This window comes from Pseudomonas sp. CM25 (genome assembly GCF_013179705.1).
GTDB lineage: Bacteria > Pseudomonadota > Gammaproteobacteria > Pseudomonadales > Pseudomonadaceae > Aquipseudomonas.
Window position 1 is genome coordinate 1 of record NZ_JABMCW010000295.1, and the last position, 6,846, is coordinate 6,846.

Genomic DNA, 6,846 nt, shown 5'->3' on the forward strand with positions numbered 1-6,846 from the left:
TGCTTGCTTTGCATCGGGCCTGGGCAGAAGCTATGCAGCATTAGGAGACCCCGATGAACCTGCAAGAACTCACCCAACGCCTGCACCAGATCCGCGACACCAACGACTGGAGAGGTTTCCACAGCCCGAAGAACCTGGCCATGGCCGCCAGCGTCGAAATGGCCGAGCTGGTGGAAATCTTCCAGTGGCTGAGCGAGGACCAGTCGCGCCAGCTGCCAGCCGACCAGCTTGCCCACGCCGGCCAGGAAGTCGGCGATATAGTGCTCTACCTGTTGCTGCTGTGCAGCGAACTGGGCCTGGACATGGACCAGGTGGTGCGGGCCAAGCTGGCCGATAGCGAAAGGCGCTTCGCCCGATGAACGACCGTCACTTCGATGAACTGGCCACCCGCTTCGCCGAGAAGATCTACGGCGGTGCCAAGGGCGCCATCCGCCTGGCCGTGCTGCAGGCCGACCTGGCCGAGGCCCTGCCCGACCGCCCACTGCGCATCCTCGATATCGGCGCCGGGCTGGGCCATATGGCCCTGTGGCTGGCCCAGCGCGGCCATCAGCTGACCTTGGCCGAACCTGCCGCGCCGATGCTCGACGGCGCGCGGGCGCGCTTTGCCGAAGCCGGCCAACCGGCCACCTTCATTCAGGCCCCCTGGCAGGACCTGCTCGGCCTGCTCACCGAGCCCTACGACCTGGTGCTGTGCCACGCCGTGCTCGAATGGCTGGCCGAACCCGAAAGCATCCTGCCTGTGCTGCACCAGCTCACGGCCGCCAACGGCTGGTTGTCACTGGCGTTCTACAACCGCGACGCACTGGTCTACCGCAACCTGCTCAAAGGCCACTTCCGTAAGTTGCGCAGCAACCGGCTGGAAGGTGAAAAGCAGAGCCTGACCCCACAGAAACCGCTTGATCCACGTGAACTCAAGGCGCAACTTGATCCTATGTGGCAGGTCGAAAGCGAGAGCGGCGTACGCGTGTTCCACGACTACATGCCCAAGGAATTCCAGGGCAAGGCCGAACTACTCGACCTGCTGGAAATGGAACTCGCCTATCGTCGCCACCCCAGCTTCGCCGGCCTTGGCCGCTACCTGCACTGGGTCTGCCGCCCGCGTTGACCCGCCCGCCGGGAGGAATTAATGCCGTACCGTCTTTTGTGCCTGGCCCTGCTGCCGCTTGCCCTGGCTGGCTGCCAGGGCAGCAACCCGTATGTGGCCAGCAGCCGCCCGCTGCCCCCGGCCCCGGCCCAGGCGGCCAGCACCTTCGATGCCAGTGCCTACCCGGCGCCCTCTCGTGATTACGGTCAGTACCGCAGCTGGAGCTGGCGCAGTGGCCAGCTACCCAGCGGCTCGGCTAATGCCGACCCGGCACAGCTGGCCGATGCCGTAAGCGGCGCGCTCGACCAGCATGGCCTGCGCCCCGCCCGGGGGGGTGCCGGCGATTTGCTGGTCAGCGCCGACATTCGCCTGGAAAAGCGCTTGCGCCAGGTGCGTGACTACGACTCATACGACCCCTACTACGGCCCATCCCCGTATGGCGGTGTCGGTTACGGCGGCTATCGGCATGGCTACGGGGGTTACGCCAGCGTGCCCATCGTGCGCACCTACGAGGTGGAGGTGATGGTGGTGCGCATCGACCTGTTCGACGCCCGCAACGGCCAGCCGGTCTGGAGCGCCAGCGCCGAAAGCGGCAGCGACAAGGACTCGCCGCGCGACCGCGAAAGTGCCCTGCGCGATTCTGTGCACAAGGCGCTCAGCGGCTATCCTCCCAGTTAACGCTTAACGGAGAACCATCATGTTGCGCCGTCTCGTTCTACTGTCATTCGCGTTGTTGCTGGCGGCCTGCTCAAGCAACAACGTTCAGCAGGATTTCGATGCCAGCCGCGATTTCGCCGCCTACCGCAGCTGGGCGTGGCAGGAGCCGGGCCTGCAGTACCGCCCTGACGACCCGCGGATCAAGAGCGACCTGACCGAGCAGCGCATCCGCCAGGCCGTTGCCGACCAGCTCGACCAGCGTGGCCTGCGCCCGGTGCAGGGCGGCGGGCGGCCTGACCTGATGGTGCGCTCTTACCTGATCGTCGAACAGCGCCAGCAGCAGATCACCACCAACTACGGCGGTGGCTGGGGTGGTTACTGGGGCGGCTATTGGGGCGGTCCGATGTATAACGAGACGCGCAGTGTCGATTACAAGGTCGCCACCATCCAGATCGATATGTTCGATGGCCGCGACGGCAAGCTGGTGTGGCGCGGCAGTGCCGAGCAGATCATGAACAACTATCCGCCTAGCCCGGAGGAACGCAACAGCGCCATCCAGAGCACTGTGGCCAAGGTGCTGGGCAACTACCCACCCGGAAGCAAGAAATAGCGCCGTAATTCGCGCCTGGCTGGTTCGCAGCCCCTGTGAGGGCGTTTCACCCGCCCTCACAGGTATGTGACAGCTACGACAAAATCCATTCCAGGCACGCCTTTTAGCCTTTCCAGCCCACTCGCCCGCCGGTTCCCGTCTATCTTCACTTAAGGAAACCTGACTGACCGGGTAGAAGTGTTCAACATTGGGAAAGGCGAACTGCCCATGCAAAGCATTGTTCTCCTGCTGTGGCTTGCCTTGTGCTCCGAACAGGATGTGCGTCAACGCCAGATCTCCAACCTCCTGACCCTGGGTGTGGCCACCTGCGCCCTGGTCTGGCTGTTTGCCACCGGCCGCACCTGGATCGGCGCCGATGCCAGTGATGCCGGCTGGGCGCTGGCCATCGTCATGCTGCTGACGTTGCCTGGCTACATGCTGGGCCGCTTCGGCGCCGACGACGTCAAGCTGATGGGCGCCCTGGCCCTGGCCACCAGCCCGCAATATGTGCTGGGTACGTTCATCGGGGCCGGGGTCAGCGTGCTGCTGTGGCTGCTCACCCGACGGCGCCTGTGGACCCTGCTCAACCCAAAGGTGAAGAAGCGTTTGCAGGCGCTGACCGAGGAGATGGGGGACAAGCAGGCGTTCGTGCCTTATGTGCTCGCGGGGTTTCTTCTGACAGCCGTATGGATCCAATGAGCTTCACTGCGGTCCGATCTGTTGTACATACCTTGTACATAGTCGCTCTGAACGACTACTTTTATACTGCCAGAGCGTCTGGCCCGGGAGCAGGGCCGTATACGAACAGGGAGTTGATCGTGTCCAGACCAGTGAGTGAAGTGAAGGTGTTGGTCGTTGATGACCAGCCGGTCATTGTCGAACAACTGTGTGAATTCCTCGAAACCAAGGGCTACGCGAGCGTATCGGCCCATTCTACTGACGAAGCCATTGAACGTTATGTGGCAGACCCGACCATCGGCCTGGTCATCTGCGATCTGCATATGCCAGAACGGGACGGGATCGACCTGGTGCGCGCCCTGAAGCAGATCGACGGCAGCCAGCGCATGTTCGAGGCCATCATGCTTACCGGACGTGCCGAGAAGCAGGACGTGATCCGCGCGCTACGCGAAGGGTTTGCCGATTACTATCAGAAACCGATGGACCTTGATGAGTTGCTGGAGGGTGTGCGCCGGCAGGAAGAAGCGTTGCTCAAGCGTCAGCGCAACTTCCGCGATCTGGGCGGGTTGAACCAGCGACTGCAGGACCTGGCCGACTCTGTGGACGAGCTTTATCAGGATTTGGAAAAAGCTCGTGGCCAAGGTGTTCACCGACGTGCCAGCGATGTCGAAGAGCCTGAAAGCGAGCTGCCTGCGGCATTCGAGAAGCTGTCGCCGCGGCAATTGGAGGTCGCACGCCTGGTCAGCAAGGGCAAGACCAATTACCAGATCGCCTGTGAGCTGGGCATTACCGAAAACACGGTGAAACTGTATGTGTCGCAGGTGTTGCGCCTGACCCACATGCATAACCGTACCCAGCTGGCACTGGCGCTGACGCCGAGTTCATCGCCGGTGCATCAGCGGTTCACCACCCATTGATGTTTGGCAAGTTGCGTTCGCGCTGACAGGTGTTTGCCCTGATGCGGTCCCTGTTGGGGGCTGGCCTGCCGCCGATGGCAGCCCCCCCTACAGCTGAACCCCAACGCTCAAGCTCACCCGTGGCCCGCGGTCCAGGCTATCCAGCGCCACATCCGCCAGAGGCTTCGCCACCTCCAGCGTCACATTGAAAAAGCGCCTGTCACCAACCCGCACCCCAAGCCCCACCGAAGCCAGATGGGCATCCTGCACCACCCCCCGGTTATGCCAGGCCTGCGCCGCATCTACCAGGACATAGGGCTGCACCAGCGCCAGCCAGCTACTGCGCAGGCTGTAGTTCAACTCGTAAGCCACCCCCCACCCCTTGTCCCCGTCTGCCTGGTCACGTGGATAACCGCGCCCGAAACTCTGCCCGCCAAACCCCGCACGCTCGCTGTCGGGCAGCCGGTCATCACTCCAGTACAACGCCCCGGACACCACCCCCTGCCAATTATCGAACAGCAGGTCGCTCTGCAACCCCGAAAGCCGCAGCCGCAAAAAATCCAGATCGTAATCGGCATCGCTGCGCCCGCCCAGGTAATCCAGGCCCTGATACACACCAGCACTGACGATACGCAAACGCCCCCCTTGCGCCTCGCGCCAGTCGCCTTCGAACGACAGTGCACGTACATAGGTGTCGTACTTCCCTGATGATGGCGGACCTTCCCCCTGGTCCTCAACATGCTCGCTGACCGAATACAAATGCCCCTGCAGCGCCATCCACTCCCCTGGCCTGACAATTACCGGCTGGCGCAAGCCAATCTCGAAACGCTCGCTGTCGCGCTTGCGCAAGATGTCCAGGCCATCGTCCAGGCGAATACGCGTGCCAGGCTCGCTGCGGTAGCGTGAAGCCGACAGCAGCAGCTGGCTGCCGGCGGCGTCCAGGTACTGGCTGTAGTCCAGGCGCTGGTAATGAACATGGTCATCTCCAGCGGGCAGCAGCAGGCTGGCGGTAAGTTGTTCGGCAAAGCGGGTCTGGGCATTGCTGGTGGCTGTGAACAGCGCCTGCGCAGCTTCACGGTTTGACTGCGCGAAGGTAACATCAGCGCCAAACGGCTTGCGCCGCGCGTGCACAGTCAGCCGGGCAGCACCATCAACGGCCTGTGCCACGGCCAGTTCGGCATCTATTGCCACACCGGGAATGCGCTGGGCCAGCCCCACATAGCGCTCCAGCGTTTCCTGGGTCAACGGGCGCTCTGCCTCAAGCTGCACCAGCAGTTGCTGCAGATAGTCGCTGGCCGGGCCAATATCGCCGTCCACGCGGTAGTCCCGGATATAACCTTCTACCAGCACCACATTGATGCGCCCGTCGGCCACATCCTGTGGCGGCAGGTAGGCATAAGAAAGCGGATAGCCCGCCTGCCGATAGCGCTGGGTCAGGCGCCGGGTGTATTGCTGCAGTTCGCCAAGGGTGATCTCGCGCCCGATCAGCGGCTGATAGTGCTCGCGCAGGTCGCTCAAGGAGAACACCGTGCCGCCCTCGAAGCGCACCTTGTGCAGCACCAGCCGCGTCTCTACAGGTGCCCAGGCATGGCGATGGTCGTCCGCCATGGCTAGCCGCGGGCTCGAGCTGACAGGGCGATAGGCATCCGTGGGCAGGTTGGTACTGGGCAGGCGACGTTCGTATTCATGGCTGTCGAAGAACACCGGCAACGGCCCGGCCTGGGCCACAAGCGCCCAGGGCAGCAACAGCAGGGGCACGGCCAGTGGACGCATAGGGCGCTCCATGTTCCCTTGAATTGCGGGCGCCAGCCGCTCACGCCCGTCACCTGCTAGCGTAGGTGCTGGCCCGGCTGCCGTCGAACGCCTGATCGCTGAGCCGGAACACCACCCGCGCTGTATCCCCGCTTTCAGGTTTCGTCATGGCGTGCAGAAACACGGGTTTACACTGGACGGGTTGGCATGTCTCTCACGCTACCCCTTATGTGAAGCATCACGCTCTTAAGGCCCTCTGCCGGGAAGCTACGCATGAACAGTCCGTCGTCTTTCACGGAGAAATGAACAAACCCGCCCGATAATTGTGTGTCGACGATTGCCTGCGTCACCTCCAACGCGACAGCATCACCCAAGCGCCCCCAGTTGAAGCGATCTGCTTTCGCCATTACCTCGGCTTGGGCCGTTATATGAATACTGTCTTGAAGGCCGTCCTCTATAATCCAGGCCTTCAAGTACTCAGTAAACTTGGTAGCTTGGCCATGCAGGGTCTCAGGATGCAGCGCTGGCCAGGACTGGGCATTTTTCAAAGGAGTACTGCCGACAGACGGCCGGGATAGCCGCGGCAAAGAGCTGGAACGCATGACCCTTCCTCGATTCCTTCCTGAAATATCAAGGTAGTTGACAGGATCACCGGCACAGTAGGCGTATGCATTCACTCCCCCCTCGGCAAACGGGCTTTGCTGATCAGGTGAGGAGAAGCGGAAAATACCGGGGTGGTAGAGGCGATGCCCATTACCCAAGAGGTAACCAGTAAGCGGTCGGTGATGCAGTTGGCCGACAAATCTGACTTCCTCTTGGACGCTACCCCCAGCGCTTTCATGACCATATGGTGTATAGACCAAAGACACTGCGATGCTGTGCGAGTTGCCAATAGGTATGGCGCTTTCAGCGTCAGATTCCGCTGACTTCATAGCATTCATATACTAGATAGCCATCAGGAGAGTTTCACGCCTGACACTAAGATTTACAGAGGCCGTGAACAACTGTCAGAAATACTAGCTGTCGGGCGCTCGCCAGTAATAGACGGGCATCACTCGCTGACCTGCAACATCACCCGCGCCGTCTCGCCGCTTTCATCCAGTGCACTAAGCTCGGCCTGCCCGACCTGCGGCAAGCGCAGCAGCAAGCTGTCTTGCCCCTGGGTTTCCCCCAATGGCTGGCCATTGAGG

At 62.0% G+C, this 6,846-nt stretch carries 9 protein-coding genes; 6 read left to right on the top strand and 3 right to left on the bottom strand.

Annotated elements, in window-relative coordinates:
- Window positions 1-53: 53 nt before the first annotated feature.
- The 6 genes from HP546_RS23395 to HP546_RS23420 all read left to right on the top strand — a co-directional run bounded on the left by HP546_RS23395 (window position 54) and on the right by HP546_RS23420 (window position 3,925).
- Window positions 54-359 carry a MazG-like family protein gene (locus HP546_RS23395; protein ID WP_172230121.1) on the top strand — a complete coding sequence of 102 codons (306 nt, stop codon included), beginning with the start codon at window positions 54-56 and terminating at the stop codon, window positions 357-359.
- Window positions 356-1,105: a methyltransferase domain-containing protein gene (locus tag HP546_RS23400; RefSeq protein ID WP_172230124.1), complete on the top strand. Its 750-nt coding sequence runs from the start codon at window positions 356-358 to the stop codon at window positions 1,103-1,105. The genes HP546_RS23395 and HP546_RS23400 overlap by 4 nt, the downstream gene beginning before the upstream one ends.
- A 21-nt stretch (window positions 1,106-1,126) precedes the next feature.
- Complete coding sequence (locus tag HP546_RS23405; RefSeq protein WP_172230127.1) at window positions 1,127-1,762, top strand: DUF4136 domain-containing protein; 636 nt, start codon at window positions 1,127-1,129, stop codon at window positions 1,760-1,762.
- A 19-nt stretch (window positions 1,763-1,781) separates the two neighbouring features.
- Window positions 1,782-2,351 (top strand): DUF4136 domain-containing protein, encoded by a 570-nt coding sequence (locus HP546_RS23410; RefSeq protein WP_172230130.1) that lies wholly within the window; start codon window positions 1,782-1,784, stop codon window positions 2,349-2,351.
- Window positions 2,352-2,558: 207 nt separating this feature from the next.
- Window positions 2,559-3,029, top strand: coding sequence for a prepilin peptidase (locus HP546_RS23415; protein ID WP_172230132.1), 471 nt, complete (start codon window positions 2,559-2,561; stop codon window positions 3,027-3,029).
- A 119-nt stretch (window positions 3,030-3,148) separates the two neighbouring features.
- Entirely contained in the window at window positions 3,149-3,925 is a 777-nt protein-coding gene (locus HP546_RS23420) for a response regulator transcription factor (RefSeq protein WP_172230135.1), read from the top strand.
- 87 nt (window positions 3,926-4,012) lie between these two features.
- Here the strand turns inward: HP546_RS23420 and HP546_RS23425 are convergent, their stop codons facing one another.
- From HP546_RS23425 to HP546_RS23435, 3 genes are all read right to left on the bottom strand, one after another.
- On the bottom strand, window positions 4,013-5,677 hold the full coding sequence (locus HP546_RS23425; protein ID WP_172230138.1) for a ShlB/FhaC/HecB family hemolysin secretion/activation protein: 1,665 nt from the start codon (window positions 5,675-5,677) through the stop codon (window positions 4,013-4,015).
- A 167-nt stretch (window positions 5,678-5,844) separates the two neighbouring features.
- Complete coding sequence (locus tag HP546_RS31900) at window positions 5,845-6,597, bottom strand: RHS repeat-associated core domain-containing protein (protein WP_172230141.1); 753 nt, start codon at window positions 6,595-6,597, stop codon at window positions 5,845-5,847.
- 110 nt (window positions 6,598-6,707) lie between these two features.
- Window positions 6,708-6,846, bottom strand: a 139-nt coding sequence (locus HP546_RS23435; protein ID WP_172230144.1) for a hypothetical protein, incomplete at its 5' end; no start/stop codon positions are given.